General features: G+C 73.9%; 19 protein-coding genes and 1 tRNA gene. 7 read left to right on the top strand and 13 right to left on the bottom strand.

The window, feature by feature from the left end; all coding sequences use genetic code 11:
• Positions 1 to 2: 2 nt before the first annotated feature.
• Together ACFPM7_RS21435 and selD are read right to left on the bottom strand one after the other, a co-directional pair.
• Positions 3 to 713, bottom strand: a complete 711-nt coding sequence (locus ACFPM7_RS21435; protein WP_378249472.1) for a hypothetical protein — start codon at positions 711 to 713, stop codon at positions 3 to 5.
• A 118-nt stretch (positions 714 to 831) separates the two neighbouring features.
• Positions 832 to 1,839, bottom strand: coding sequence for a selenide, water dikinase SelD (gene selD, locus ACFPM7_RS21430; RefSeq protein ID WP_378249471.1), 1,008 nt, complete (start codon positions 1,837 to 1,839; stop codon positions 832 to 834).
• 54 nt (positions 1,840 to 1,893) lie between these two features.
• Here selD and ACFPM7_RS21425 point away from each other — a divergent pair.
• The 4 genes from ACFPM7_RS21425 to ACFPM7_RS21410 all read left to right on the top strand — a co-directional run bounded on the left by ACFPM7_RS21425 (position 1,894) and on the right by ACFPM7_RS21410 (position 5,907).
• Positions 1,894 to 1,987, top strand: a tRNA-Sec gene (locus tag ACFPM7_RS21425).
• Positions 1,988 to 1,999: 12 nt separating this feature from the next.
• Positions 2,000 to 3,289: an L-seryl-tRNA(Sec) selenium transferase gene (selA, locus tag ACFPM7_RS21420; protein WP_378249469.1), complete on the top strand. Its 1,290-nt coding sequence runs from the start codon at positions 2,000 to 2,002 to the stop codon at positions 3,287 to 3,289.
• Positions 3,290 to 3,293: 4 nt separating this feature from the next.
• Entirely contained in the window at positions 3,294 to 5,030 is a 1,737-nt protein-coding gene (gene selB / locus ACFPM7_RS21415) for a selenocysteine-specific translation elongation factor (RefSeq protein ID WP_378249468.1), read from the top strand.
• A gap of 124 nt (positions 5,031 to 5,154) precedes the next feature.
• A complete protein-coding gene (locus ACFPM7_RS21410) occupies positions 5,155 to 5,907 on the top strand; it encodes a D-Ala-D-Ala carboxypeptidase family metallohydrolase (protein WP_378249467.1) in 753 nt (250 codons plus the stop codon).
• Between the two features lie 76 nt (positions 5,908 to 5,983).
• Here the strand turns inward: ACFPM7_RS21410 and ACFPM7_RS21405 are convergent, their stop codons facing one another.
• Positions 5,984 to 8,716 (bottom strand): winged helix-turn-helix domain-containing protein, encoded by a 2,733-nt coding sequence (locus ACFPM7_RS21405; protein WP_378249466.1) that lies wholly within the window; start codon positions 8,714 to 8,716, stop codon positions 5,984 to 5,986.
• A 239-nt stretch (positions 8,717 to 8,955) separates the two neighbouring features.
• Between ACFPM7_RS21405 and ACFPM7_RS21400 the strand changes: the two genes are divergently transcribed.
• The 3 genes from ACFPM7_RS21400 to ACFPM7_RS21390 all read left to right on the top strand — a co-directional run bounded on the left by ACFPM7_RS21400 (position 8,956) and on the right by ACFPM7_RS21390 (position 12,674).
• A complete protein-coding gene (locus ACFPM7_RS21400) occupies positions 8,956 to 10,248 on the top strand; it encodes a COG1470 family protein (RefSeq protein WP_378249465.1) in 1,293 nt (430 codons plus the stop codon).
• An 88-nt stretch (positions 10,249 to 10,336) separates the two neighbouring features.
• Positions 10,337 to 10,963, top strand: coding sequence for a response regulator transcription factor (locus tag ACFPM7_RS21395; RefSeq protein WP_378249464.1), 627 nt, complete (start codon positions 10,337 to 10,339; stop codon positions 10,961 to 10,963).
• Between the two features lie 100 nt (positions 10,964 to 11,063).
• Positions 11,064 to 12,674: a helix-turn-helix domain-containing protein gene (locus tag ACFPM7_RS21390; RefSeq protein WP_378249462.1), complete on the top strand. Its 1,611-nt coding sequence runs from the start codon at positions 11,064 to 11,066 to the stop codon at positions 12,672 to 12,674.
• Between the two features lie 4 nt (positions 12,675 to 12,678).
• On the opposite strand, the gene ACFPM7_RS21385 is transcribed toward ACFPM7_RS21390, so the two are convergent.
• The 10 genes from ACFPM7_RS21385 to ACFPM7_RS21340 form a co-directional block, all read right to left on the bottom strand.
• Positions 12,679 to 13,902, bottom strand: coding sequence for a lytic transglycosylase domain-containing protein (locus ACFPM7_RS21385; RefSeq protein ID WP_378249461.1), 1,224 nt, complete (start codon positions 13,900 to 13,902; stop codon positions 12,679 to 12,681).
• A gap of 97 nt (positions 13,903 to 13,999) precedes the next feature.
• Positions 14,000 to 15,679, bottom strand: a complete 1,680-nt coding sequence (locus tag ACFPM7_RS21380; RefSeq protein WP_378249460.1) for an NADase-type glycan-binding domain-containing protein — start codon at positions 15,677 to 15,679, stop codon at positions 14,000 to 14,002.
• Complete coding sequence (locus ACFPM7_RS21375; protein WP_378249459.1) at positions 15,676 to 16,284, bottom strand: phage tail protein; 609 nt, start codon at positions 16,282 to 16,284, stop codon at positions 15,676 to 15,678. The genes ACFPM7_RS21380 and ACFPM7_RS21375 overlap by 4 nt, the downstream gene beginning before the upstream one ends.
• Positions 16,281 to 18,233 carry a putative baseplate assembly protein gene (locus tag ACFPM7_RS21370; protein WP_378249458.1) on the bottom strand — a complete coding sequence of 651 codons (1,953 nt, stop codon included), beginning with the start codon at positions 18,231 to 18,233 and terminating at the stop codon, positions 16,281 to 16,283. The genes ACFPM7_RS21375 and ACFPM7_RS21370 overlap by 4 nt, the downstream gene beginning before the upstream one ends.
• Positions 18,233 to 18,640 (bottom strand): GPW/gp25 family protein, encoded by a 408-nt coding sequence (locus ACFPM7_RS21365; RefSeq protein WP_378249457.1) that lies wholly within the window; start codon positions 18,638 to 18,640, stop codon positions 18,233 to 18,235. The genes ACFPM7_RS21370 and ACFPM7_RS21365 overlap by 1 nt, the downstream gene beginning before the upstream one ends.
• A gap of 16 nt (positions 18,641 to 18,656) precedes the next feature.
• Positions 18,657 to 20,969 (bottom strand): phage baseplate assembly protein V, encoded by a 2,313-nt coding sequence (locus ACFPM7_RS21360; protein WP_378249456.1) that lies wholly within the window; start codon positions 20,967 to 20,969, stop codon positions 18,657 to 18,659.
• Positions 20,966 to 21,886: a LysM peptidoglycan-binding domain-containing protein gene (locus tag ACFPM7_RS21355; RefSeq protein WP_378249455.1), complete on the bottom strand. Its 921-nt coding sequence runs from the start codon at positions 21,884 to 21,886 to the stop codon at positions 20,966 to 20,968. The genes ACFPM7_RS21360 and ACFPM7_RS21355 overlap by 4 nt, the downstream gene beginning before the upstream one ends.
• On the bottom strand, positions 21,883 to 22,362 hold the full coding sequence (locus tag ACFPM7_RS21350; protein WP_378249454.1) for a phage tail protein: 480 nt from the start codon (positions 22,360 to 22,362) through the stop codon (positions 21,883 to 21,885). The genes ACFPM7_RS21355 and ACFPM7_RS21350 overlap by 4 nt, the downstream gene beginning before the upstream one ends.
• Entirely contained in the window at positions 22,362 to 22,829 is a 468-nt protein-coding gene (locus ACFPM7_RS21345; RefSeq protein WP_378249453.1) for a phage tail protein, read from the bottom strand. The genes ACFPM7_RS21350 and ACFPM7_RS21345 overlap by 1 nt, the downstream gene beginning before the upstream one ends.
• An 8-nt stretch (positions 22,830 to 22,837) precedes the next feature.
• A complete protein-coding gene (locus ACFPM7_RS21340) occupies positions 22,838 to 23,455 on the bottom strand; it encodes a hypothetical protein (RefSeq protein WP_378249452.1) in 618 nt (205 codons plus the stop codon).
• Positions 23,456 to 24,366 lie beyond the last annotated feature (911 nt).

The raw sequence follows: 24,366 nt of genomic DNA, 5'->3' as shown, positions 1-24,366 counted from the left end.
GCTCACCCCCCGACCAGGCGGGCCGTGAAGCTCTCCAGGAGGACGGGGACGCGCGCGGTGTCGGTGCCCGCCAGCGGCAGCACCGTCGCCCAGATCTCCGCGCCCGCCAGGACGTAGTACAGGTCGCCGTTGGTCATCCGGTCGGTGAACAGCTCGCCCGACGGGGTGGCTTTGCCCTTCCACTCCGGCAGGCGGGTGGCCTGCGGCGCGGACGGCGCGGTCAGCTCCAGCAGCCCCAGCGCCGGGATCTCCTTGACGATGGCGGCGGGAGCCAGCTGGGCGCTGTCCTTGCCCGGCCGCACGGCGATCCCGTCGTCGTGCTCGGTGATGCCCAGGCTGTCCAGCGCCTCCACGGCGGCCAGGGTGCCGGTGTCGTAGAAGTGGGTGATCAGGCAGCGGTCGCGGCCCTGCCACACGGCGAGCAGGATGTCCTCGGTGATGCGCGAGCCCGGCTCGGCGCGCCGGACCCGGCCGAGGCGCAGGGTGCCGCCCGCGAAGCCCAGCTCCTCGTCGAAGCCCGGCACGCCGAGCGCGGCGGCGGCCTCCTCGGCCAGCCCGCCGAGCCCGGAGACCAGCTCGGTCGCCTGCCCGCGCAGCGCGATCCGCAGCGACGACGTGCTCGGCAGGCCCAGGTCGAGCGGCCCGCTCAGCTCGTAGCGCCTGCCGTCCAGCGCGCGGTGCAGGACGGTGGACGTCACCCCGGCAGAGCTCACGGTCCCTCCGAACAGCCACGGTTGGGTACTCACCGACAACATTCGGCCACGATCCGTGAATGTACTGCTCGACGGCCGGTTCCAGGTAGCCGCCGTTCGCCGGGCCAGGTTGCTGCGATCAGGCGACAAGGATCGTTCGGCCGTCCACCCTGGCCACCAGTTCGCCGATGACGGGCGCTCCCGGCACCTCGCCCGCCACCAGGAGTCCGCCGGAGGTCTGCGCGTCGGCGAGCAGCAGCGCGGTCTCGGTGTCGACGGCCTCCAAGTCGGCGTGCGGGCGCACCCAGTCGAGGTTGCGGCGCGACCCGCCGGGCAGGTGCCCGGCGCGCAGGGACTCCCGCGCCCCCTCCAGCAGCGGCACGGCGGCCGCGTCCAGCACGGCGGTGACGCCGCTGGCCCTGGCCAGCTTGTGCAGGTGGCCGAGGAGCCCGAAGCCGGTGACGTCGGTGGCACAGGTGGCTCCCGCGGCCAGCGCCGCCTCGGCGGCGTCGGCGTTGAGCGCCGTCATCACCGCTACCGCGTGCTCGAAGCGCTCCCCGGTGGCCTTGTGCCGGGCGTTGAGCACGCCGAGGCCGAGCGGCTTGGTCAGCGACAGCGGCAGCCCGGCACGGCCGGAGTCGTTGCGCAGCAGGCGATCCGGGTCGGCGGTGCCGGTGACCGCAAGACCGTACTTGGGCTCCGCGTCGTCCACGCTGTGCCCGCCCGCCAGGTGGCACCCGGCCAGCGCGCACACCTGCGCCCCGCCGCGCAGCACCTCGGTGGCCAGCTCGAACGGCAGCGCCTCGCGCGGCCAGGACAGCAGATTCAGGGCGACCACCGGCCGCCCGCCCATGGCGTAGACGTCGGACAGGGCGTTGGCCGCGGCGATGCGCCCCCAGTCGTAGGGGTCGTCGACAACGGGGGTGAAGAAGTCGGTCGTGGCGATCAGGGCGGTGCCGCCGCTGATCCGCACCACCGCGGCGTCGTCGCCGTCGTCCAGGCCGACCAGCAGCTCCCCGGCCGCGTCGTCGGGAACGCGGCCGATCAGGCCGCCCACCACGGCTTCCAGCTCGCCGGGCGGGATCTTGCACGCGCACCCGCCGCCGCGCGCGAACTGGGTCAGCCGGACCGTCGTGGAGTCGTTCATGCGGGCCATCCTCGCCCCGGTCGCCCGCGGTGCCATGATGGGCCCATGTTCCGAGGAGGCGCATCCGGCCTGGTGGCCGGCCCGGTCTTCAACACCGGTGAGCGGCACGTGCTGTCGCTGGCGGGTTCGATTCCCGTTCGCCTCCGCACGGGCGCCGCGCGTGGCTGACCCGCGCAGGCGCATCCCGCGCACCGACCACCTGCTGGCCGACGCCCGCTTCGCCGAGGCCGCGCGGCGGCTCGGCACCCCGCTGGTGAAGGCGGCCATCACCGCCGCGCAGCAGCGCGCGCGGGCAGGAGAGATCACCGCCGAACGCGTCGCCGATGACGCCCTGGCCGCGCTGCCCGCGACCGCGTCGTCGCTGCGGCCGGTGCTGAACGCGACCGGGGTCCTCGTCCACACCAACCTCGGCAGAGCGCCGTTGTCGGCGGCCGCCCTCGACGCCGTGCGCGCGGCGGGCGGCTGCACCGACGTGGAGTTCGACCTCGCCGACGGCGAGCGGGCCCGCCGAGGCCGCGGCGCGCTGGCGGCCCTGGCCGCCGCGGTGCCCGACGCGGAAGCGGTCCACGTGGTGAACAACAACGCCGCCGCGCTGCTGCTGTGCGCCCTCGCTCTGGCCCAGGACAAGGAGATCGTGCTCAGCCGCGGCGAGCTGGTCGAGATCGGCGACGGCTTCCGCATCCCCGAACTGCTGGCCGCCACCGGCGCCCGGCTGCGCGAGGTCGGCACGACCAACCGCACCTCCCTCGCCGACTACGCCGGCGCGATCGGCCCGCGGACGGGGTTCGTGCTCAAGGTCCACCCGTCGAACTTCCAGGTCACCGGGTTCACCGCCGCGGTCGGGGTCGCCGAGCTGGTCGGGCTCGGGGCGCCGGTGGTCGCCGACATCGGCTCCGGCCTGATGCGCCCGGAACCCGCCCTGCCGCACGAGCCCGACGCCGCCACGCTCCTGCGCGCGGGCGCGGACCTGGTCACCGCCAGCGGTGACAAGCTCCTCGGCGGTCCGCAGGCCGGGCTGCTGCTCGGGCGGCGCGCACTGGTCGACGGGCTGCGCAGGCACCCGGCGGCCAGGGCGCTGCGGGTCGACAAGCTCACCCTCGCGGCGCTGGAGGCCACCCTGCTCGGCCCGCGACCGCCGGTGCCCGCCGCCCTGCGCGCCGATGTCGGCGCTCTGCTCGGGCGCGCGAGACGACTGGCCGACGCGCTGAGCGGCGGCGGGGTGGACGCGCTGGCGGTGGACTCGGTCGCGGTGGTCGGCGGCGGCGGCGCGCCCGGCGTCGAACTGCCCAGCGCCGCGGTGAGCCTGCCGGGCCACTGGGCCGGGCGGCTGCGCGCGGGCGACCCGGCGGTCGTCGGCCGGGTGGAGCGGGGACGCTGCCTGCTCGACCTGCGCACGATCGCCGCGCAGGACGACCGGGTCGTGCTGGCCGCCGTGCTGGCCGCGCGGTGAGCGCGTGTACGTCATAGCCACCGCCGGGCACGTCGACCACGGCAAGTCCGCGCTGCTGCGGGCGCTGACCGGGATGGAGCCCGACCGCTGGGCCGAGGAGCGGCGGCGCGGGCTCACCATCGACCTCGGCTTCGCCTGGACCGCGGTCGGCGGCGCGGACATCGCCTTCGTGGACGTGCCCGGCCACGAGCGGTTCGCGCCGAACATGCTGGCGGGCGTGGGGGCGGTGCCCGCGGTGCTGTTCGTGGTCGCCGCGGACGAGGGCTGGCAGCCGCAGGCCACCGAGCACCTGGCCGCCCTGGACGCGTTCGGAGTGCGCCACGGGCTGCTGGCGGTCACCAAGTCCGACCGCGCCGACCCCGCCGGGGCGACCGAGGCCGCGCTGGAGCGGCTGCGCGCCCGCGGCCTGGGGGAGGTGCCCGCGGTCGCCGTCAGCGCCACGACCGGTGCGGGTCTGCCCGAACTGCGCGAGTGCCTGCTGGACCTGGTCTCCGGGCTGCCCGCCGCCGACGACGACGCGGACGTGCGGCTGTGGGTCGACCGGTCGTTCAGCGTGCGCGGGGCGGGCACGGTGGTCACCGGGACCCTTGGCGCCGGGGTCGTGCGCGTCGGCGACGCGCTGGAACTGGCCGGGTCCGGGCGGCGGGTGGTGGTGCGCGGCCTGCACACCTTGGGCCGTCCCGCCGAGGTGGTGCGCGGCACCGCGCGGGTGGCGGTGAACCTGCGCGGCGCCGAGCGCGACGACCTCCGGCGCGGCGACGCCCTGCTCACCCCGACCGCCTGGCGCACGACGACCGAGGTGGACGTGGCGCTGCGCGGTCGCGCGGCCGTGGTGAACCGGGAGCTGGTGCTGCACATCGGAAGCGCGGCGGCCCCGTGCCGGGTCCGTCCACTGGGGACGTCGAACGCGCGGCTGCGCACCCAGGTGGCGCTGCCGCTGCGCGCGGGGGATGTCGGGCTGCTGCGCGACCCCGGCGGGCACCGGATCGTCTGCGGCGTCGAGGTGCTCGACCCCGACCCGCCCACGCTGGCGGGACGGGGCGCGGCCGGCCGCCGGGAGCGGGAACTGCGCGACGGCCCCGTGTCGGCGTACCTGCGGCGGCACGGCGCGGTCGGGACTTCCGCCCTCCGCGCGCTCGGCTGGCCGTCGACCGGCGTCGAGGTGGACGGCTGGTGCGTCGACCCGGACCTGTTCGCCGCCCTGCCCGGCGCGCTCGCCTCCCGGGTCGCCGCCCTGCGCGCCGCCGACCCGCTGGCCCCCGGCGTGCCCGTCGCCCTTCTCCGGCAGGAGACAGCGGTGCCCGACACCGTCCTGCGGGACGCGCTCACCGCCGCCGGTCTGGCCGTCTCCGGGGGACTGGTCCGCGCGGGCGGCGACGGGCTGCCCGACGCGCTGGCCGCCGTGGTGGCCGTGTTGGAGGAGCGCTGGGCCGCCGCGCCGTTCGCGGCGCCGGAGGCCGACGACCTCGCCGCGCTCGGGCTCGGTCAAAAGGAGCTGGCCGCCGCCGAGCGCGCGGGCAGACTCGTGCGGCTGTCCCCGTCGGTGGTCCTGCCCGCCGACGCGCCCGCCACGGCGGCATCGCTGCTGGCCGCGCTGCCCGCGCCGTTCACCGTGAGCGCCGCGCGCAGCGCGCTCGGCGCCACCCGGCGGGTCGCGGTGCCCCTGCTGGAGCACCTCGACCGGCGCGGTGTCACCGTCCGCGACGCCGCCGGGCAGCGACGGCTGCGTGGGGCCGGGTAGTCCATCTGGACGGTGTCATTAGACCGGACAAGACGAACATCTGGTGACTTGTTGACCATCCGGCGGCCGTTTCGCTAGCGTCGCGTGACCACCTTTTCCCCTGCCTTGAAAGGTGTTCACCCTCATGCGCAAGCTGATCCTCCCGCTGATAGCCGCCGTGGTCGCCGCGCTGGCCACCACCACGGCGGCGACCGCGGACCCAGGGCCGGTCACCGTCCAGGACGTCCGGGCCGCCGACGGCTGCTACACCTGGGGCCGGTCCCTGGGCCAAGGAGCGTCCGGTGAGGACGTGCGCCAGCTCCAGATCCGCGTGTCCGGCTACCCCGGCTACGGCGGGGTGCTCGCCATCGACGGCCAGTTCGGCCCCGCGACCGCGGCCGCGGTCACCCGCTTCCAGCAGGCGTACGGTCTCGGCGCCGACGGCATCGCGGGCCCGCAGACCTTCGGCAAGCTCTACGAGCTGCAGGACGACGACTGCACGCCGATCAACTTCACCTACGCGGAACTCAACCGCTGCAACGGCGATTGGTCCGGCGGCCGGGTCTCGGCGGGCCAGGCGCGGGCCAACTCCCTGGTCGTGATGTGGAAGCTCCAGGCCCTGCGCCACGCCCTCGGCTCGCGGCCGCTGGGCGTCAACAGCGGTTTCCGCAGCGTCGCGTGCAACAACGCCGCGGGCGGTTCGGCCAACAGCAGGCACATGTACGGCGACTCGGCCGACCTCGCCGCGGGCTCGCAGGGTTACTGCACCATCGTCCGCCAGGCGCGCAACCACGGCTTCACCGAGATCCTGGGCCCCGGCTACCCCGGGCACGACGACCACGTCCACGTGGCGCAGGGCACCGGCCGGTTCTGGTCGGCGCCGGGCTGCGGCGTGTGACGACACGGCTTCCCGGGGCGGTTGCCGTGCGGCTGCTTCCGGGGGCGGTCCCCGCCCCCGGAAGCGTCCTCTGTGGTCAGGTTCCCGCGACGAGGTCGCGATAGGCGTTGCGGGCGCGCAGGGCGGTGGCGGTGTTCCCGGTGCGGTGGCGGGCTTCGGCGAGGGTGTCCCAGAGCCGGGCGTCGAGTTCGTCGATGCGCAGGGCGCGCTCGCAGATCTCGATGGCGGCGGCCGGGTTGTTGCGGACCATCTCGAAGCGGGCCAGGCCCGCGGCGACGGCCGCGGCCTCGCCGCGGGTCGTCTCCCGGCGGGCGAGCACCCACTCCGCGGGCCCCTCCTCGTCCAGCAGGTCGCCGCGGTAGAGGTCGAGGGTGCGGTGGCCGAGGGCGCGCACCTGTTCGGCGTCCAGGGTGTGGCGCGCCTGCCGCCACCGGCGCACCGCGTCGGCCAGCTCGACCAGGTCCACCGTGCTGCCCGGCGGCAGGCGCAGCAGGTAGGCGCTGCCGATGCGGTCGATGCCGAAACCGTCCACCCCGAACCCGCGGATCAGCGCGCGCAGGCTGGAGATGGCCACCTGCAGGCGGTGCTTGGCGGGCGCGAGCGGCGCGTCCGGCCACAGCGCGGCGAGCAGGTGCTCCTCGTGCAGCGGATGCCCGTAGTGCATCGACAGCACCCGCAGCACGCGACGGGCCTGGGCGCGCAACTGGTCGAGGTCGACGGGTTCGCCCGCCACGGCCAGTTCGTAGCGGCCGAGGCAGCGGACCGACACCGGGGCGGCGGGGGCGGGCTCGGCGAGCGCGAGCCGAGGGTGCGGCGCCGGGACCGGCTTGCCGACCTCGGCGACCAGGGCCCCGACCTCGGCGACCGAGCGGGGCAGCAGGGCATCGGCCACCCGCTCGACGTCGGCGGTGCGGGCGGCCAGTTCCGGGTCGCCGGTGCGCCGCAGCTCGTGCAGCAGGGTCAGGCGCAGCCACGCCTCCGGGACGTGCGCGCCGAGCCGCTGGGCCAGGTCGATCCCGCGCCGGGTGATCGCCTCGGGGCAGCGGCTCGCCCGCCGCAGGCCGATCGAGGCCACCACGAGCGTCATCAGCTCGCCCCAGTGGTCCCCGACCCTGGCGCACTCCTCGGCGATGGCGACCGCGTCGTCGCACGAGCCGGGCGTGACGAGCGCGGTCGCGGCGCGGGCGATCCTGGCCAGGCTCAGCCAGCCCGCCTCCTCGGCGTCGGCGGCCAGTCGGGCGAAGACCCCGGGGTCGCAGGTGCGGTTGTCGAAGGCGATCAGCACGGACACGAGCAGCCGCGCGGTCAGCGACACGAACGACGGCGGCCCGGTCACCAGCGGTCGCGCCAAGGCGACGGCCTGGTCCGGCCGCGCGTCGAGGAAGGCGCCCAGCGCCCGGCCCAGCGCCCACGCCGGGTTCGCCGCGGGCGCGGCCTGGGCCAGCATCCGCGCGGGCCGCTCGCGCACGGCCATGGCCACCAGCGCGGAGACGTCGCTGACGAGCGGGTCCTCCTCGCGGAGGTGGTCGTCCACGATCCAGCTGGCGATCGCCGAGCGCTCCGCGGTGCACTGCCACCGCAGGCCGGGCTCGCCGACCATGCCCTCCGCGCGCAGGTACTCGTCGTAGGCGTCGGCGAGCACGCCCGCTCCGCGCAGCCGCCGCGCCTCGGCGATGGCGATCCACGGGTCGTCGTCGAAGAGCGCCTGCGGCACCGACGCCGAGGCGCGCAGGCCGTCGCGGTCGGTGCCGCAGCGGTGCAGCACGGCCGCCGCCGTCGCCCAGTCGCCCGCGCGGGCGTGGGCGCGGTAGCCCTCGGGCCAGTGCCCGCCGCTGGTGAGGTGCGCGGCGGCGGCGCGGTACTTCTGCCGGGTCAGCGCCGCGCCGCGCAGTTCGGCGCCGCGGCGTTCCAGGTGCTGCTGCAGCAGCACGTGGAAGCGGAAACGCCCGCCCGCCCGGCAGGTCATCGCCTGGCTGGTGACGAGTTCGGCGAGCACGTCGGCGCTGTCGCGGCGGCCGAGCAGCGCGTCGCACACCGCGCTGTCCAGCACGGCCAGCGGGCTGGCCTCCACCATGAAGTCCACCGTCGACACCGGCAGCGGTCCGAGCACCTCGCGGTCGAGGAAGTCGGCGATGCGCTGTGACCGGGCGGGCGGGGCGGCCAGCACCTCGGCGCGCTCTGCCGGGTTGAGCACGACGGTCTCCAGGTGCAGCAGGCGCAGCGCGGCGGCGAGGCCCTCCACCCGCGCGCACAGCGTCGCCGCCGCCTCGGGAGCCAGCGGCGAGCGGTACACCTCGGCGAAGACCTCCTCCACCTCCCATGACCGCAGCCGCAGGTCCGGGTAGCCGAAGCGGCTGACCTCCCCGCCGAGTCCGGCGGCGCCGGGAACCCGCTCGTCGCGGGTGGCCACGACGAACCGGGTGGCGGCCGGGGCCTCGTGCAGCATCCTGGCCAGTGTCGTGGCGCCGTCGCCGCGGAGCCGGTGCGCGTCATCGATGAACACGGTGAACGGGCGGGAATCCCCGTTCAGGGCGCAGAGGAGGGCGTCGACGCCGGTTGGCCGGAAACCGAGGTGCTCGGCGAAAGCGGCGGTCAGCGCGGTGTCGAAGTCGCCCGTGCCCGCCGGGCAGACCACCGGGAACTGCTCCGGACGGTCGTCACCGGCGGCGGCCATCTGCCGCAGCAGCACGGACTTCCCGGCCCCGGCCGGGCCGACGAGCAGCCGCAGGCGCGAGCCCGCCTCGGCGTCGAGGGTCGTGATGAGGGTTCGGCGGTGGATCGCGGTCGGGGCCCGGCCGCGACGGGTCAAGCGGTGCGCTCTTTCCTGCCGGATGTACACCCTGACTAGTTTTGTATCACGGCGAACGGGTGTCATCATGCGGACTGCCCACCCGACCCTGGGTAACTGGGCAGTCCGCACAACCCGCCCATTCCCGGCCGGTGTCCGTCCGGTGTCCGTCCGGGCTGCCCGCGCGGGCAACCGGAGGTGGCCGTGCGCTTGGCTGCGACCGCGCTGACCCGGAGCCGCCGACGCGCCACGCTGACCCCATGGCGGTCAGCGCGACACTGCGGACGACGTCGGTGGAGGTCCAGGCCGGCGGCGCGGCGCGCTGCCACGTTCTGGTGCGCAACAACTCCGCGGTGGTCGACCAGTTCGTCTTCGCCGTGCGCGGCGACGTGCGGGACTGGACGGAGGTCAAGCCCGCGCGGGTCAACCTGATGCCGCACCAGGAGATCACCGTCGAACTGACCTTCAGCCCGCCGCGCTCCCCCGAGGTGCTGGCGGGCGAGCACGCCTTCGCCCTGCAGGTGTCCTCGCGCGAGGACCCCGGCGGCTCGGTCGTGCAGGAGGGCGCGGTCCTCGTCGAGCCGTTCACCGAGGTCGACGCGGCGATCGTGCCGGTCACCTCGTCGTCGCGGCGGCGCGGCAGGCACACCATCGCCATCGACAACAAGGGCAACCACCCGCACGGCGTCGAGGTCACCGCCGCCGACCCGGACAGCAAGCTGACCTTCAAGATCCGCCCGCACGCGCCGCGGCTGGAGCCGGGCACCGCCACCTTCGTGCGGGTTCTCGCGCGGCCGAAACGCTACTTCTGGAAGGGGCAGAACCGGCACCTGCCGTTCCAGGTCACGGTGATCGTCCCCAGCGCCGCGCCGATCGAGGTCGACGGCGGCTTGGACCAGGGACCGCTGATCCCGCAGCGGTTCTTCTGGCTGTTCTCGATCCTGCTCGCCATCCTGCTCGCCCTCGTGGTGATCGTCACCGCCCTGCTGCGGCAGCGCCCGGTGTCCATCGCGGGCCCGTCGCCGACCTTCACCCCCACGCCGACGCCAACCCCGTCCACGACCAGGCGCGCCACCACGACGACCCCGCCGACCACCACGGCCCCGCGCACCACGCCCTCCGGCGGCACCGGCGGTGTCACCCGCAGGCCGGGAACCGGTGGAACGGGCGGCGACGGCGACGGTGGTGACGGCGGCGGCCAGGTCAACAACACCACGTTCACCATCCGCGCCCAGGCCTTCCCCGGCGTCGGCGGCGGCCCCCAGCTGTTCGCCTACGTCGTCCCTGACGGGCCGCGGCACCGGGTCACCTCGGTGGTCCTGCGCAACCCGTCGGCCGATGTCGGCGAGGTGCGGGTGCGCCACGGCGACCGGGTCATCGCCACCGTGGACCTGGCCGATGTGGACCGCGACGGCAGCGACGCGCTCGTGCTCGGGCCCGACCGGTCACCGCTGGTAGCACCGGGGGAGCAGGTGATACTCGCGGTCACCTGCCGCAACGCGCGCGACGCGTGTACACCCTTCGGCACCTTCACGGCGGCGCTTGTGCGCTGAATGGCGTACCCCGCGCACCGTTGAGCCCGTGTTGAGCGGCGTCCTCACACTTGCTCTCACCGCACACCGGCGAGAGAGGGCGATGAGAATGGCGCAGCGCATCCCCGTCTATGTCACGGCCACCGATCCCATCCTGGAGAGCGGGGTGAGCGCGCAGCTGCGCGCCCGGCCGGAGATCTCCGTCGTGGCGGCCCCGGGCGGCGAGCAGGACCTGGTGTGCGTCGTGGTGACCGACGCGGTGGAGGACCACGCCGTGCGCAAGGTCAGGGAGCTGCGCGGGCAGGGGATGCGCCAGGTGATCCTGCTGCTCTCCTCGGTCGACGACCGGGGCATGCTCGCCGCGATCGAGGCGGGCGCGTGCGGGCTGGTCCCGCGCACCGAGGCGACACCGGAGCGGCTGGTCAGCGCGATCCGGCAGGCCTCGGGCATGGGCGGGGTGCTCTCCCCGAAGCTGCTCGGCAGGCTGATCGACCAGGTCAACCGGCTGCAGAACTCGGTGCTCGCGCCGACCGGCATCCGGTTCACCGGACTGTCCGATCGGGAGGCGTCGGTGCTGCGCATGATCGCCCAGGGCATGGAGGTCAGGGAGATCGCGCGCGAGTTGTCCTACTCCGAACGGACGATCAAGAACACGCTGCACGGTGTGGTGTCCCGGTACCAGCTCAGGAATCGGGCCCACGCCGTCGGATTCGCCATGCGCGAAGGAATGATCTGAGGTTTCTCGGCGTACCACCGGGGCGGCGTCGTCGTTAGACAGCCCGGGAGTCCCCCGGGACGTGTGCCCCGGGGCTCCTCGGGATCGAGGGAGTGCCGGTATGCCCGTGATGCTGAGCCGTCTCGTGTCGGTCGGGTTCTTCCCGGGTGCCGCGCTCATCGCCCCCGACGGCGGGTGCGCCACGCCGGTCGGATCGGTCATCTCGCCTGCCGGGCCGCTCGCGGTGGCAGGTGTGCGGCCTGGCGCGCTCGCCGTGTTCGACCGCAGCGGGCTGCGCGCCGAGGAAGCGGTCACCGACGTGGCCATCCGGCTGGCCGAGCAGCGGCGCGCGGCCGGGCTGCTGGTGCAGCGCCCGCCCGGCGGGCTCGCCTCGGCCACCCTGGAGCTGGCCGAGGCGGTCCGCGTCGCGCTCGTGCTGGTCGAGCAGGACGAGCCGGTGCGGCTGGTGCCCGCGATGGACCGCTTCGTGCGCGCCTCCGACGACGCCGACGCCGGTGTGCTCGGCGTCATCGCCCACCAGCTGCGCTCCACCCGGGCCACCCCGGAGGAGATGGTCGACGTCATCGGGCACGCGCTGCACCGTCCCGTCGCGCTGGTCGACCTGGAAGCCCGGGTGCTGGCCGGTGTGCTCACCGAGCAGGCGCGCGCGTGCCTGGCGGACTCAGTACCCAGGGGCGCGGTGTCGCCGCGGCCCTGGGTGCGTTCGGCGGGCGAGGAAGTGCTGGTCGCGCAGCCAGTGCAGTTGAGCAACGGAGGGCCTGCGAACCTGTGGCTGGTGGCCTCGGCCCCGGTCGCGCCCCCCTCGGCGGTGCAGATCACCAGCCAGGCGCTGGGGCTCGCGGCATGGGCCCTGGTGGCGCACCTGGCCTCCTCCGCGCTGCGGGTCGAGCGCCGGGCCGGCCACCGCGAGCGCCTGCTCGCCCGCCTGCTGGCCGCCGCCGAGGCCCCGCCGCGCGCGGTGCTGGAGCAGGCGACGGCGGCGGGCTGGGGCCTCGGCGGCTGGCACACCGGTGTGCACGTGGCGCTGCGGTCGGCCCGGCGCACGGACCCCGCCGCGGTCGTCGGACGGCTGGGCGCCGCACTGGCCGCGCACGGCGTCGCGGCGGACCCGGTCGGCGACGGAGCCGGGTGGTCGCTGTGGACGACGGACTCCTCTCCTCCCGACCCGGAGGCCGACACCGGCCTGGTGGCGGCCCTGCACGACGTTCTCGCCGACCTGGAACGGGAGAACGGCGGCCTGCGGCTGTGCGCCGGGGTCGGCGGTGCGCGGCCGGGCACCGCCGGGCTGCGCGAGTCCCTGCGCGAAGCGCGCCAAGCGGCCTTGCTGGCTAAGGCGCGCGACGGCGCGGTCGAGCGGGTCGGAACCAGCGGTGTGAAGCGCTTGCTCGCCGACCGCTACGTCACCGACGTGCAGCTCACGCTCTCCCGCCAGCTGCTGTTGCCGCTGGTCGACGCCGACGGCACCGGTCTGCTCACCACGACTCTGTCGGCCTATTTGGACAGCAACTGCTCGACGTCGGCGACGGCGGCGGCGCTCGGCGTGCACCGCAACACCGTGTTGCAGCGGCTGGAGCGGATTCGCGGCCTGCTCGGGGTCGACTTCGCCGTCGCCGACGACCGGCTCGCCCTCCACCTCGCCGTCCGGGTGGTGCGTGGCCGCCTGGAACAGCGTGAGCCGGGCGACCACCAGGCCGCCCGGCTCCACGCCTGAGTCCTTACGGCGTCGCTTGCCGCTCGGGGCAGCCCGGCAGCTGCGGGTCCGGCAGGATCGGCAGCAGACCGCCGATGATGCCGGTGACCGGCTGGGTGATGCCGTCGACGGTGCAGATGATCCCGGTCAGCGGATCGAGGGGCTGCCCGGGTGCGGGCGGGGTGGTTCCCGGCGGTGTCGTTCCCGGCGGGGTGATCCCGGGCGGCGGCGTGCCAGGGGGATTCGGGGGCGGTGTGCCGGGGGGTGTCGGGCTGGGCGGGGTGGTTCCCGGCGGAGTGGCGCTCGGCGGAGCGGTACCCGGTGGCGGGGTGGGGGGTGCCGGTCGCTGCGGGTCCTGCGCGGGCGGGCGCGGGTCGGGCGTCGGCGGACGCCCGCCAGGGCCGCCCGTGGCGGGGGAGTCGGGGAGCGCGGCGGTGCCGCGCGCGTAGGTGGCCATCCAGGCGAGGACGAGGCGCAGGTACTCGGTGGAGCGGTTGTAGCTGAGGATGCCCGAGCGCAGGCCGTCGGCGGTCATCAGGTCGCGTCCGCCCGCGCAGAGGTAACGGCCCGCTGCGGTGGCGGCGTCGCGGATGGTGTGCGGGTCGCGCGTGCCGTTGCCGTCGGCGTCGGCGCCCCACCGCGCCCAGGTGCTCGGGATGAACTGCATCGGCCCCACGGCGCGGTCCCACACCGTGTCGCCGTCGTAGGCGCCGCCGTCGGTGTCGCGGATCGCGGCGATGCCCGGCCCGCCGTTGAGCACCGGGCCGAGGATCGGCGAGACGGTCCGCCCGGTCACGTCGACCCGCCCGCCGCGCGCGTGCCCCGACTCGACCTTGCCGATGGCGGCCAGCAGCGGCACCGACAGGCGGCAGCCCGGCTGCTCGCCCGCCAGCCGCGCGGCGGACTCCTGGTAGGCGCTCAGCACCGTGGACGGCACCCCGCCCGCGGCGTAGGACACCGGGGCGACCCGGTCCACCCGGCCACCCGCGGCCACCGGCGGCGGTGTCGCGGTCGGCGGGGCGTCGCCGTCGGCGCCCACCGGCGGGAGGTCCGTGGGCAGCGGGCCGACCGGGATCACGATCGGCGGCTCGGCGGTCGGCGGGGGAGCGGTGCCCGCGATCGGGGCGGGCGCCGCCTCCGGCGACGAGGCCATGGCGCCGATGGACGCCGCGGTCAGCAGCCCGGCCACGGCGAGCGCGACGCGGGGCCGGTTCGGCGGGAGGGCGCGGTGGCTGGGGGTCTCGGTCACCCGTCCAGTGCAGCACGCCGGTCTCGCCGCCGAACCGCTTCCGGTCCGCGTTTGCCTTCCAGGGCAACGCATTCGTCCTCCTCAGCCAAGCGATCCGTCATTTGAGAGCGAAGAACTCCAGCTCGCTGATGGCCACGGTCTGGCGCTTGGCCCCCGAGTAGACGTCGATGACTTCCACGGTCACCGACGTGATCAGCGTGGTGTTCTTCAGATCGATCGTCTGCGCGCGCGAACTGTCCTGCGGGAGCACGTTCTCCGTGCGGCCGGTGTTGTAGGTCAGCCGCAGGATGGACGGCCTGCCGTCGTCGGCGAAGGCGTCGCTGGAACCGGAGTGCACGATCAGGCTGCGCAGCAGATAGCTCTCGCTGAACCGGAACACGATCCGCGGCCGGTTGGCCGGGCCGAGCTGCGCCATCCAGTAGGTGTTGTTGTAGGTGTCGGACAGCATCGCGGGCTCGTGGCCGGGCAGCGCCGTGGGGGAGCTGACCGTGACGGGACGGATCGGCTCCAGGTTCGGCGCGACCTTGCGGTACAGCGCGCGCATGTTGTCGATCACCGTCGAGCGGAACGGCGGGTACACCGCGTAGACCAGGCCGAGGAACACCGCGATGAACACCAGGGCGGTGCGCAGCCTGCGGAAGGACAGCGCGGCCACCCACGACCTGTGCTCCCGGGTGCCCTTCGCGCCCGGCCGCGTGCCCGCCGGGTAGCGCTTGGCGCGCCGCCGGAACAGCCGCCGCCACCATGTCGGCTTGACCACGCCCGCGTCGGCCAGCGACTCACCGCAGCGGCTGCAGAAGTTGCGGGTCGGCGCGTTGCCCTCGCCGCACGCCGCGCACACCAGGTCGCCCAGCTCCAGCCTGCGGGTCGGCTTGGTCCGCACGATCGCCCTCGTCCGCACGACGGCGGGCGCGGGCTTGAGTTCCGGCGGCTCCTCCGCCCGCGCCTCGGCGACCCCGGTGACCGGCTGGGCCAGGGCGGCCACCAGATCGGGGTCCGGCGCGCGCTTCTCGGGCTCCTCGGCCTTCGGGGGTGTCGCGGGCGGTGGTGGGGTCTTCGCCCCTGGCGGTGGCGGCGGGGTCTTGGCCCCGGGTGGCGGTGGCGGCGCTTTCGCGCCGGGTGGCGGTGGTGGGGTCTTCGCCCCCGGTGGTGGCGGAGGTGCCTTCGCGCCGGGTGGCGGAGGGGGCGTCTTGGCAGCGGGCGGTGGAGGCGGTGTCTTCGCCCCCGGTGGTGGTGGCGGTGTCTTGGCCCCCGGTGGTGGTGGCGGTGTCTTGGCCCCAGGTGGCGGTGGGGGTGCTTTCGCTGCCGGGGGAGGCGGAGGCGCCTTGGCCCCAGGTGGCGGGGGAGGTGCTTTCGCGCCGGGGGGAGGGGGTGGGTCCTTCTTCCCCGGTGGCGGTGGTGGCGGCTTCTTCGCCCCCGGCGGGGGCGGCGGGGGCTTCTTGACCGGAGGCGGCGGCGGGCCCTCCGGCTCGGCGGGGGCGGGCGGCGGCGGGGGCGGCTCGGCCTCCGACGTCCACACCGCCAGCGCGCTGACCGGGGTCCGCTCGCGCGGGGCGACGTAGAACCGGTTGGGCAGCTTCGACGCGACCCACGTGCGCAACCGCCGCCACCAGCCCGGCCGCTGCTCCGGCGGGGGCGGCGGCGGCTCCTCGACGACGACCTGCACCTCCGGCGGCGGCGCGACCTTCTCCCCGTTCCACTCCAGGAACTTGCCGCAGTCACCGCAGAACGCGGAGGCGTCGTCGTTGTGGTTCCCGCACATCGTGCAGACGATCACCAGAGCACCTCCAGGCTGTGCGCCACGTGCACCGGCTTGGCCGCGCGGATCACCGCGGCGACGGCGTCCTCGGAGACCGGGCGCCCGGGGCTCGGACGGACCACGACGTGCACCCAGTGCTCCACGTCGTTCGGCGGCTCCGGGATCGGCCGCGGTGACCACGACGTGCCGCCGCTCTCGGTGATCTCGACCTCGCCGTCGACCACCACGGCCAGGTGCCTGCGCAGCCCGGCCACCGTGCCGCGCATGCGGAACAGGTCCACCGCCTGGGCGACGACGGCCCGCTGCGCGCTCATCGGCCAGCTCTCGTCCAGCAGCACGCCGAACCAGCCCGACATCCACCGGACGAACTCCTCCGGCGCGAGCATCGGGTCGATGTAGGCGCCGACGCAGTCGATGATGTTGATCAGCGGGGCGAGGACGTCGTCAAGCCCTCCGGTCCAGCGCACGGCGAACATGTCGTCGCCGAACACCGAGGGCAGGTGGCGGATCAGCGGGTACGGCGACGGCAGCGGCGGGGCCGACGCGCCCACCACCAGGCCGCGCTCCACCGACCCGGCCACCGCGCCGTCCACCACGGCGGGTCTGCGGTCGACGGCGGTCATGACCGCTCCACCCGCACCTGGTGGTCGTAGGAGAACGCCAGGCCGCCCGCGCCGACCGGCAGCCGCGTCACCTCCGAGCCGCGCTCACCGGTCACCGGGTTCGCCCCGAACAGGCGCACGTCCTCCACAACATCCACCCCGCGCACTGACTGCAGCAGCGCGAACACCTCGCCGTGGGAGATGCGCCGCCCGAACACCCAGCCGGTGCCGTCCTCGCCGCCGGTGAGCGGGTTGATGTAGGAGTACAGCCGCTCCAGCGCGCGCACCCGGATCTCCTCGGGGTCGAGCCGGGTGCGCGCCACCAGTCGGGCGATGACCGTGACGCCCCGGTAGCGGGCGGGCTCGACCAGCACGCGGGTGCCGACCAGGCGGACGTCGTCCAGCTTGGCCGCGATCCGCTCCAGCGTGCCCGCGCCCGGCACCAGGTCGGCGAACAGCAGCTCACGGTTCTTCTGCGCCGCCGCGGGCACCACCAGCACCTTGACCGCGCCGTGCGCGACGTCGTCCTCGCCCGCGGTCAGACAGTGCACGCGGGCGACCTCGGGCGCGGCCTCGCGCGCGATGGCCTCGTAGTCCTCGGCGGTGACGGCGCGGCTGCGGGTGCGCAGCTGGATCGGGCCGCGCGCCTTGGCCTCGTCCAGGGTCTCCCCGTCGACGCCGCCGCCCGCCGGGTTCAGGTTGGTCACCCCGGAGACGAACGGGATCGACCCCTTGAGCGTGTCGATCGCGTAGCGGGCGACGTTGCCCCGCCCTCCCCCTCCCGAGTAGTAGCGCCGCATCCGCACCACCGCGTCGCGCGGCGGCACCGCGCCGTACTGGCGGGTCAGCCGGCCCGCCATCCGCACGGCGGGCCCGAACTCGACCTGCCCGGCCACGCCGTCGAGCACGTAGTGCGGGTCGTCGGGGCCGCTGGTGGCGAAGTTCTCCACCCTGGTCCACTCCTGCCAGCCGGTGTCGGTCGACACCTGCAGCGACGCCGGGTGCTGGCCGGTGAGCACCGGGCTGCGCGCCAGGTCGAAGCGCTGCCCCGGCACGCCCTCGGACTCGCCCAGCTCCTCGAACTCCACGACCTCGCCGTGCACCGCGCGGGCGGTCGCGCCGACCGTGCCCGCCACCAGTCCGCGCAGCACCGGCGAGGAGCTGTAGGCGGGCTGGCCGGGCAGCGGCTCCACGACCCGCACCCGCAGCCAGGCGGCCCGGTGCTCGTCGATCAGGCTGGCCTCGTGCGACTCGGGCAGGTGCACCACGATCCGCCCCGACCGGTTGAGCCCGCCGGTCTCGTCGGTGGTGGTCGGGCACGGGGCCCAGCCGTCGCCCGTCCAGGCCTCCCACACCAGCGGCGGGTGCTTCGGGTTCACGCCGACGCCCTCGCTGTCGCCGTCGAAGTCCAGCCGCACGGCGCAGCGCGGCGCCGGGTCGCGCAGGCCGATGAGCAGCGCGTCGTCCAGCTGCGGCGGGTCGGCGAAGGTGGTGAACGCCTCGCCCAGCTCATAGGCGGTGGTCTGGTTCTCGCTGGCCACCCCCCGGTTGACCACCCTGCGGATGGCGCAGATCTCCGTCGGCAGCACCGGCAGGTCGGCCAGCGTCGAGAACACGACGGCGTCCTCGCTCTCCGTGCGCGTCGTCGAGATCTTCGTCCCCGCCCGGATCACCAGCGGCGCGCGGGCCGGTGTGGACAGCCAGAACGTGACCGGCACCTCGGCCGCCGTCGGCGGCAGCATGCGCAGCCCCAGCAGTTCGAGGAACTTGACGTACAGCCGGTCCGGCACCCGGTTGAGCCGGTAGCACAGCTGCTCGGTCATGAACGCGAACGTCTCGATCAGCGTCACGCCGGGGTCGGACACGTTGTGGTCCGTCCACTCGGGACAGCGGCGCATCACGTACCGCTTGGCCTCGTCGACGAACTGCTGGAAGCGGCGGTCGTCCAGGTTGGGCGCGGGGAGCACCATCAGTAGTCCCCCTCATCGGGAATGGAGTAGAAGGGGTAGACGAGGTTGCGCTCGTCGTTCTCGCCCTTGATGACGTAGGTGATGTCGATGTGCAGCAGGTTCTCGCGGTCCTGCGCCGGGTAGACGACGACGTCGCGCACCGCGGCGCGCGGCTCCCACATCGCCAGCGAGTCGCGCACCTCGGTGGCGATCCTGGCGAACACCGCCGCCGTCGCGCTCTCGAAGGTGAAGTCGCGCAGCCTGGAGCCGAAGCGCGGCCGGAAGGGGCGCTCGCCGGGGTAGGTGGACAGCACCAGCGTCATGGCCTGCTCCAGTTTGAGCGCCCCGCCGACGGTGGCGATCGTGCCGTTGGCGGTCACGTCCAGCGGGAACGACCAGCCCCGCCCGATGAAGTCGTTGTCGATCATGGCTGCCTTCGGTCCGTCAGATGGGCAGGGGTTTGCCGTTGACCAGGACCCCGCCCATGATGTTGATCGCGCCGCTCTGCAGGGTGATGGTCTGCGCCGAGGAGATGACCAGGTTCGTGCCGCCGTCGATCAGCATCGTCCCCGATGGGCCGGAGCTGAGGCTGATGAAGCCGTTCATCGCCGAGATGTTCACGTTCGGCAGCGGGATCGTCGTCACCCCCGGGATCGGGGTCGCGCTGATGGTGACGCCGCCGTTGACCTGGTCGACGGTCACCCCGATCTCGCCGTTCTGCGAGCCCAGGCGCACCGCCGAGCCGAGCGCGCCGGTGCCCGGCGGCAGCAGCGAGCCGCCACCGCCCTCGGTCCCGCCGCCCTGGTCGCCCATCGCCTGTTCCAGGTGCGGCGGCGGCTCGGTGAAGGGCATCGGCACGTCGTAGAACAGCAGCGCGTTGCCGGTGCTGGAGACGTAACCGCGGTGGTGGACCTCGGTGAGCATCCCCGGCGCGAGCACCGAGCCGTCGATGGCTTCCTTCGCCTCGCCGGTGATCTCGCCCGCGACCTGCTTGCCGATCTGCCCGCCGATCATCTGCCCGAGCGGCCCGTACTGCGAGCCGAGCGCCGACCCCGCGGCCTGCCCGGCCATGCCTACCGCCATGTCGCCGAGGCCGGGCAGCCCGCCCGCCACGATCGGCCCGGACGAGGCGATGCTCCAGCCGGTGAGCTGGTTCATCATCGCGCCGATGACATACGGCCTGCGCGCGTCGCCGAACTCGAAGGCGACCAGCACCTCGTCGCCGACCTCCGGCATGAAGATCGCGCCGCTGCGCGGGCCCGAGCAGAACTGGGTGTTGGGCGCCCAGTCGGTCTCGAAGTCCGGCGACAGCCACGGCAGCGTCACCTTCACCCTGCCTTTGCCGAGCGGGTCGGCGCAGTTGCTGACCACCCCGCACACCACGCTGTCGAGCACCGTGGCGCCGGGGGAGCGGCGCGCGGAGCGCGAGGTCAGGCCGAGCAGCGTCCGGTCCTGCCTGCCGTGGGCGGAGAACACCACCCGGTAGCCGAACTCGGAGTCGTCGTAGATGTGCTTGGCCCGCGACACCTGCCAGGTGCCCGCGAACACCGTGGGGACACCGCTGATCGAGACCCGCGCGCCCGGCTGGATGGCCGCGTTGCCCTTGGCCTCGCCCTCGGCCTCGGCGAACGTGCTGCCCACGTCGGTGCCCAGCGCCCCGGCGATCATCGGCCCCGAGGTGGGCAGGGTGGTCGCGTCGACGGCCGGCCGGTCGACCACGACCCGCGCGGTCGGACTCGGCGGGGCGCCCAGGAACCCGATCGGCGAGCCGAGGAGACCGCCCGTGGCCTCCGACGCGGCGTTGGTCAGCGCCTGCTCCGCGCCCCGCAGCCCGTCCTGCACGCCGGTGGCGCTGAAGGAGGTCAGCGAGTCGGCGGCGGCCTCCAGCGAGTTCGCCACGGCCGAGAGCCCGCCGTTGGTGAACTGCGCGCCCATGCCCGCAGGCGACGGCGTGCTGCCCGACGGCGTTCCCGAGGCCTGGGACAGGGTCTGGCGCAGCATCGGGTCCCACACCCGCAGTTCGACATCCGGGGTCAGGTTGCCCGCGGTGATCCGCGGCCGGAAGCTGATCAGGTTCTCCGGGAACGCCACCTCGACGGTGGCGCTGGTGTCGAGCGCGTCGGCGAGCAGGCTCTTGCCGAAGCCCTCGACGCCGCCGCCCGCCGAGGTCGCGCTGTCGGTGGCGGGCCGGAAGTGGAACAGGCCGTTGGCGACCCCCACCTCGAAGCCGATCTCGGTGGCGCGCGCGGTCAGGAACTCCCAGTCGGTCTGGTTGACCTGCGCCATGTAGGCGTGCGTGGTGCTCGTCGGCATGACCGTGCCGACCTGGAGCCCGGCCTCGGTGGCGACCCGGCGGGCGATGTCGGCGTCGGTGACGTTGATGTAGGTGCGGCTGCGTTTGGCCCGCTGCAGCCGGTGCGCCTCGGTGTAGCCGCGGATGACCGTGCGCACGGTGACCCCGGCGATCAGCGCCTCCATCGCGGTGATCTCGCCGGTGATCAGCGGCATCGCCGTGCCGCCCGGCCCGGCGCCGATGACGGTCACCGGCGCGCCGATGGACGCCCCGGCCAACCCGGTGGTGTTGCCGTCCATGTCGAGGAACGTCAGCTCGAACATGCCCGGCAGGTGCAGGTCGTTGTCGACCACGACCCGCAGCAGTCGCGCTCTCAGCTCCGGGGTGAGCGGGGTGCCGCCGACGCTGACCGTCGGGCGGCCCGTGGACTCGGAGTTGGCGATGCCCTCCTGCGGCCTGGTCACCGGGCACCGCCCTGTCCGAAGGAGTCGGCGGCGGGCAGCGCGAGGGTCCGGCCGGGCTTGACCCGCAGCGGGTCGTCGAGGCCGTTGGCCTCGGCCACCTCCCGCCACGCCTTGGGCGTGCCGTAGGCGCGGGTGGCGATCTGCACGAGCCCCTCGCCCTGGGAGACGGTGTGCTTGCTGCGGCCGGGCAACCCGCCCGAGGTGGGGTTCTGCCTGGGTAGCGGCGCGGTGTACTCGATGAGGCTCATCGTCACCTTCGCCCACACCGGCACGCCGGTCCAGTCGAAGCGCTCGTACTCGATGTCCACCCGCTCCAGGTTCACCTTGGTGCCGCCGCGCAGCGGTCCGCCCACGCCCCACATCACCAGCAGCACGGGCAGCCGGTAGTAGACCGGCGCCGACATGAGCCTGTTGACAATCGTGTCCTTTGTGGATGATTCAGCGGGCAGCGCGTTCTGCCCGTCGCCGCCCCCGCCGGGCAGCATCCCCTTGATCTTCTCGGCCGCGGCGTTCTTGGCCATGTCGACCGCGTCGTTCATCAGGTTCTCGGCGGCGCTCACCGAATCCAGCGCCATGGCCTCGGCGGCGCTGATCTGGCGCGGCGTCGCCCAGGCGATCAGCTGGTCGATGGAGGCCTGCGTGGTGACGGCGCCGGTGAGGTGGGCGCCCTTGAGCGTCAGCTTCAGGTTGCTGGTGGCCTTCAGCGCGTCCTTGAAGGTGGAGGTGACGACCCCGCGGTTGCCCTCGGTCTTGTTCGTCTTGTTCAGCTGGACCGTCTTCGGGTTCACGCTGAAGCGGACCGGGATGCCGCCCTCGTCGGAGACCAGCATCAGCCGCGCGTTCTCCCCGAGCAGGGAGGCGTAGTTCATCGCCTTGCCGAGGTCGCTCATCTTCGGCAGCGCGTTCGGGATGATCATTCGTCCAGGAACCCTTCGTGGTCGAGCTCCAGCCGTTCGATGGCCACCGCGGTGTCCTTGGCCGAGAAGGTCGGCCCGTACCAGCCCGCGGGGTAGACGTTCTTCAGCTTCCAGGACGCGACTTCCTGCCACGCCGAGTCGAGCAGGGTGATGTTCGCCGTGCTGCCGCCGATCACCGAGTACAGCAGCTCCGGCATGAACCCGGGCTGCTGCCAGGGGCTCAGCTTCTCCACCAGCCACTCGCGCAGCACCGCCGAGGAGGTCTTCTCCATCGCCCGTTCGAGCTTGACGGTCTGGTACTGGACGTCACCGAAGAGGATCTTCTCGTAGGCGTAGTTGCCGGTGTCGCGTACTTTGTGGACCTTCGTCTTGACCTCGAGCCCCTTGCAGGAGGTCCAGTTGCCCAGGTTCACGCCGTCGATCTTGACGTTGAACCGCATCGCCATGCCCAGCGCGACCTGCTTGCCGCCGCTCATCACTCGCCTCCGCTCTGCTTGCCGGTCAGGAACCCGGAGTGCACGAGTTCCAGCGTCTCGACGGCGACCTTGCCCGCACTGGCGTCGAACTCGCTGATCTGCCAGGCGATCGGGAACATCTCCTGCAACGTCCAGGTCATCACCGCCTGCCCGGCCGAGGTCAACATCTGCACCGCCCCCGACTCGGGCACCCCGCCGCTGGCCTGCACCTCGTCCAGCCACACCTTGACCGCGGGCGTGGCGGTCGCGTCGGCGGCCCGACTCAACTTCACCCGCGCGAACTTCGGCACCCCGGCGAACTTGAAGTACTGGTCGGAATGCCCGACCCGGTACTCGGCCAGGTCCCAGGTCACCGACAGCCCGGCGACCTTCGACCAGGCCCCCAGCTCCCGCGACCCCGCCGTGACGACGAAGCGGTGCGCCATGCCGTGCGCGAGCACCAGCGGATTCGGCGGATCGGGTGGCATCGCTCCTCCTAACTGAAGTCCAGCAACGTGCCGGACCGCTCGCGCTCGACCAACACGTCGAAGCGCAGCCTGCTGGACAGGGTGTTGTAGAGCCGGTCGGCCAGCTCGTCGTAGTCGTCGGGGTCGTCCAGGTTCATCCACCGGGCGGGCGGCTCGTCGGCCAGTTCCTCGCGGATCTCGTCGATCGTGAGGGTGGGTGGCGGGTCTTCCTCAGGAGGCCGGCGGCCGGGGAGGAAGGCGGTGGTCGGCGTGGGTTCGGGTTCTTCGGGCCCGTCCTGGTCCTCGGGTTCTGCGGCCATGAGGGCGTCGAGGGAACCGCCGTTGGCGAGGTAGTCGCTGAGGGTGCCCCCGTTGGGAGCGACTATCGGCGCGGGCGCCTTGTCCTGGGGACGGCTCTTCCTCGCGGCCAGGAGCTTCGCCGCTTCTTTCCGCTGTTCGGCCTGGTCGGCGGCGGCCCATTCGGTGGCGAAGGAGGAGTCGAGACCGGCGAGGGAGGGCGCGGTGACTGTGGTGTCTTGGGAGAGGGTCCAGAAGTCTGGTCTCGGGTTGTCGGCGTCCTGCCTGGCGGACCACTGGTCCTTGAGCGCTGCGATGGTGGCGGTTGTGGTGGGGGCGGCGGCTGCCATGGACCAGAGGCTGGGGGGTGTGGTGGCGGCGGGAGGGTGGTCTGGGGAGGTGGTCGTGGGTGATCTCTGGGCGAGGCTTGTTCGCGCGGCTGGTGATCCGGTCGTGGAACGGTGGCCGAATGCGGCAGGGAGGAGGGAGGTCAGGTAGGCGCGACCTGGGTTGAGCCGGACGGGGAGCGCTCGGGGTGGACCGGAGATCATCTGGGGTGGTCCGTCAACGGGGAAGCCGGCGACTTCGGGGGGATTCGTTTGGGCTGTGAACGTGCGCGGGTTGGGAGGTCGGTGTTGTGGCTGCGTGGTGCTGAGGTCGGGATGCGGTGTCGTGGAATGTGGACTGACGTTCGGTCTGGCCGCGTGGGTGGGTTGGCGGGACTGGTTGCCGCTGGGGATCGGGTGGGACAGATGTGCGGGGGGGTGCGGTTGGTGGATCGTCGGGAGTGGGTGGGAGTGAAGAGCGGCTGGGTGGATCAGGTTTTGGGGTGTGTGAGCGTGGAGGGATGTGGTTCCGGGGTGGTTGGTGGGAGCTGGGTGGGGACGGCTGTCGGCGGTGGAGGGTTGCGTGAGGTGAGGGGCCAGTGGGGGGTTGGGGGTGGAGGGCGTTGGGTGGATGTCTTCGGATGTGGGGGTTGGGTGGACCAGGGGGGAGTCGGTGGGGAGGTCTGTGGTGGTGGAGATTGCGTGGGTGGGGTGTGAGGTGTGGCTCGGATCCGGGTGAGTGGGCTCAGGTGCGGTGGTGGATGGCGAGCTGGAGGTGGGGGTGGAACTTGGCTGTTCGGCGGCGGTGCGGGGCGTCGGGTGGTCTGCGGCGGAGGTTGGGTGGGCGTCGGTGGAGATTGGAGCTGACTGGACGGGATGAGTGGTGGTGGGGGTGGCGGGACGGTCGTCGTCGTCGGCGCGGGCCGGGCGGGCAG

The sequence above is a fragment of the Actinokineospora guangxiensis genome, from assembly GCF_042657845.1.
Taxonomy (GTDB): Bacteria; Actinomycetota; Actinomycetes; order Mycobacteriales; family Pseudonocardiaceae; genus Actinokineospora; species Actinokineospora guangxiensis.
This window is presented reverse-complemented; position numbering and strand designations above follow the sequence as displayed.

Coding starts and splice junctions, on each gene's coding strand:
- ACFPM7_RS21365 (WP_378249457.1), bottom strand. CDS start 18,640: ATGATCGACAACGACTTCATCGGGCGGGGCTGGTCGTTCCCGCTGGAC.
- ACFPM7_RS21340 (WP_378249452.1), bottom strand. CDS start 23,455: ATGGCAGCCGCCGCCCCCACCACAACCGCCACCATCGCAGCGCTCAAG.
- ACFPM7_RS21355 (WP_378249455.1), bottom strand. CDS start 21,886: ATGATCATCCCGAACGCGCTGCCGAAGATGAGCGACCTCGGCAAGGCG.
- ACFPM7_RS21350 (WP_378249454.1), bottom strand. CDS start 22,362: ATGAGCGGCGGCAAGCAGGTCGCGCTGGGCATGGCGATGCGGTTCAAC.
- ACFPM7_RS21390 (WP_378249462.1), top strand. CDS start 11,064: ATGCCCGTGATGCTGAGCCGTCTCGTGTCGGTCGGGTTCTTCCCGGGT.
- selD (WP_378249471.1), bottom strand. CDS start 1,839: ATGAACGACTCCACGACGGTCCGGCTGACCCAGTTCGCGCGCGGCGGC.
- ACFPM7_RS21395 (WP_378249464.1), top strand. CDS start 10,337: ATGGCGCAGCGCATCCCCGTCTATGTCACGGCCACCGATCCCATCCTG.
- ACFPM7_RS21375 (WP_378249459.1), bottom strand. CDS start 16,284: ATGACCGCCGTCGACCGCAGACCCGCCGTGGTGGACGGCGCGGTGGCC.
- ACFPM7_RS21370 (WP_378249458.1), bottom strand. CDS start 18,233: ATGGTGCTCCCCGCGCCCAACCTGGACGACCGCCGCTTCCAGCAGTTC.
- ACFPM7_RS21410 (WP_378249467.1), top strand. CDS start 5,155: ATGCGCAAGCTGATCCTCCCGCTGATAGCCGCCGTGGTCGCCGCGCTG.
- ACFPM7_RS21400 (WP_378249465.1), top strand. CDS start 8,956: ATGGCGGTCAGCGCGACACTGCGGACGACGTCGGTGGAGGTCCAGGCC.
- ACFPM7_RS21345 (WP_378249453.1), bottom strand. CDS start 22,829: ATGCCACCCGATCCGCCGAATCCGCTGGTGCTCGCGCACGGCATGGCG.